Annotated in this window: 2 protein-coding genes; both read left to right on the forward strand. The window is 73.2% G+C overall.

The window, feature by feature from the left end; genetic code table 11:
* Positions 1-713 (forward strand): phosphopantetheine-binding protein (locus AB0D46_RS38425; protein ID WP_362884740.1); only part of this gene is annotated, 713 nt, incomplete at its 5' end.
* 67 nt (positions 714-780) lie between these two features.
* Positions 781-2,738, forward strand: a 1,958-nt coding sequence (locus AB0D46_RS38430) for a type I polyketide synthase (protein WP_362884741.1), incomplete at its 3' end; no start/stop codon positions are given.

The following is a 2,738-nucleotide window of genomic DNA, read 5'->3' on the forward strand; positions in this document are numbered from 1 at the left end:
ACGCCGCGCCGGCCTCCGGGCAGCCGCTGCTGGTGCCGGTCAAGCTGGACCTGGCCGCACTCCGCGCCCAAGCGGGCACGGGAATGCTCCCGCCGTTGCTCTCCGGCCTCGTCCGCACGCCCACCCGCCGGGCCGCGCAGAGCACCACCGGCGGCGGCGCCGACGGGGGAGCGGACCTGCGCGAGCGCCTCTCCGGGCTCTCGCCCGCCGCACGGGACGAGGCCCTGCTGGAGCTCGTCTGCACGTACGTCGCAGGGGTCCTCGGCTTCGCCGGTCCCGAAGCGGTCGACCCGGCACGGTCGTTCAACGAAGTCGGCTTCGACTCGCTGACCGCCGTCGAGCTCCGCAACCGGCTCGGCGCCGCCACCGGCGTACGACTGCCCGCCACGCTCGTCTTCGACTACCCGACGCCGACCGCGCTCGTGGACTACCTGCGGGACGAACTCTGGCAGCACGGCGCGGCGGCCGTACCGCCCCTGCTCGCCGAACTGGACCGGATGGAGCAGTCGCTCGTCACCTCCACGCCCGACTCCGCCGGCCGCGACCGCATCACCGAACGCCTCCAGGCCCTGCTCACCGCCTGGAGCGCGGCAGCGGACGCGGCGGCCGACCTCCCGGCCGAGCCCGACGGCCCCGATGTGGCCGAGGCCCTGGAGAGCGCGACCGACGACGACCTCTTCGACTTCATCGGCAAGGAGTTCGGCATCTCATGACGCGGCAGCTCCACCCCACCCCGTCCCACCACTCTGACTCTCCGGCTTCTGTACGAGGGATGCACGCATGAACGAGGAAAAGCTCCGGTACTTCCTGAAGCGGGTGACGGCCGATCTCCACGAGACGCGCCGCCGGCTCCAGGAGGTCGAGTCGGAGGAGCAGGAGCCGATCGCGATCGTCGGAATGAGCTGCCGCTACCCGGGAGACGTCGAGTCCCCCGAGGACCTCTGGCGGCTGGTGACCGATGAGACCGACGCCATCTCGCCCTTCCCGACCGACCGGGGCTGGGACACGGGGGCACTGTTCGACGAGGACCCCGACGGCCGAGGCACGAGCTACGTGCGGGAAGGCGGCTTCCTGCACACCGCCAACCGCTTCGAGCCCGAGTTCTTCGGCATTTCGCCCCGCGAGGCCGTCGCGATGGACCCCCAGCAGCGGCTGCTGCTGGAGATCGCGTGGGAGGCGTTCGAGCGGGCCGGCATCGACCCGACATCGGTGCGCGGCAGCCGCACCGGCGTGTTCACCGGCGTCATGTACCACGACTACGCGTCCCGACTGCGCGCCGTACCGCCGGAGGTCGAGGGCTACCTCGGCACCGGCGGCTCCAGCAGCATCGCCTCCGGCCGCGTCTCGTACACGTTCGGCCTGGAGGGCCCGGCGCTCACCGTCGACACGGCCTGCTCGTCCTCCCTGGTCACCCTGCACCTCGCCATGCAGGCGCTCCGCAAGGGCGAGTGCACGCTCGCCCTCGCGGGCGGCGTCACCGTCATGCCGACCCCCGGTACCTTCACCGAGTTCAGCAAGCAGCGCGGCCTGTCCTTCGACGGCCGGTGCAAGTCCTTCGCGGACGCCGCCGACGGCACCGGTTGGGGCGAGGGCGCCGGCATGCTGCTCGTCGAGCGGCTCTCCGACGCGCGGCGCAACGGGCACCGCGTGCTGGCCGTCGTCCGGGGTTCGGCCGTCAACCAGGACGGCGCGAGCAACGGGCTGACCGCCCCCAACGGGCCCTCCCAGCAGCGCGTCATCCGCCAGGCCCTGGCCGACGCCCGACTGACGGCCGCCGACATCGACGTGGTCGAGGCGCACGGCACCGGCACCACCCTCGGCGACCCGATCGAAGCGCAGGCGCTGCTGGCCACGTACGGCCGGGAACACACCGAGGACCGCCCGCTGTGGCTGGGCTCGGTCAAGTCGAACATCGGGCACACCCAGGCCGCCGCCGGCGTGGCGGGCGTCATCAAGATGGTCATGGCGATCCGCAACGGCCGGATCCCGAAGACGCTGCACGTGGACGAGCCGTCGACCAAGGTCGACTGGGCCGCCGGCGCCGTCTCGCTGGTGCGCGGGACGCTCGACTGGCCGGAGACCGGGCGGCCGCGCCGCGCCGCCGTCTCCTCGTTCGGAATCAGCGGCACGAACGCGCACACCATCATCGAGCAGGCACCGGCGGAGATCCCCGCCGAGGCCGCCGGAGCCACACCCCCCGACGCGACGGAAGCCGGTGGCACGGCGGTCGACGGCGTGGGGGTCGACGGCGCGGAGGTCGACGGCACGGATGGCGCGGAGGCCGCGCCGCCGCGCCGCACCGTCGTCCCGCCGGCCCTCCCGTGGCCCGTCTCGGCCCGTACGGAAGAAGCCCTGCGAGCCCAGGCCGAGCGCTTGCTCACCCACCTGCGGGCCCACCCCGAGCAGTCGGCCGTCGACATCAGCCGCTCCCTGGCCACCGGCCGCGCCGCCCTCGAACACCGCGCCGTCGTCGTGGCCGGCGACCGGGACCGCGCCCTCGCGGACCTGGCCGCACTCGCCTCCGACGACACGTCCGCGGCAGCGGCGCGGATCGTCCGGGGCGAGATCGCGACCCGGGGCAAGGTGGCCTTCCTGTTCACCGGTCAGGGCAGTCAGCGGCTGGGGATGGGCCGTGAACTGTATGACGCCTACCCGGTGTTCGCGGAGGCGTTGGACGCGGTGTGCGAGGCGTTGGATCTCGAACTTCCGTTGCGGGAGGTTCTGTTCGGGTCGGATGT

Source organism: Streptomyces sp. NPDC048383, from assembly GCF_040651775.1.
Classification (GTDB): Bacteria; Actinomycetota; Actinomycetes; order Streptomycetales; family Streptomycetaceae; genus Streptomyces.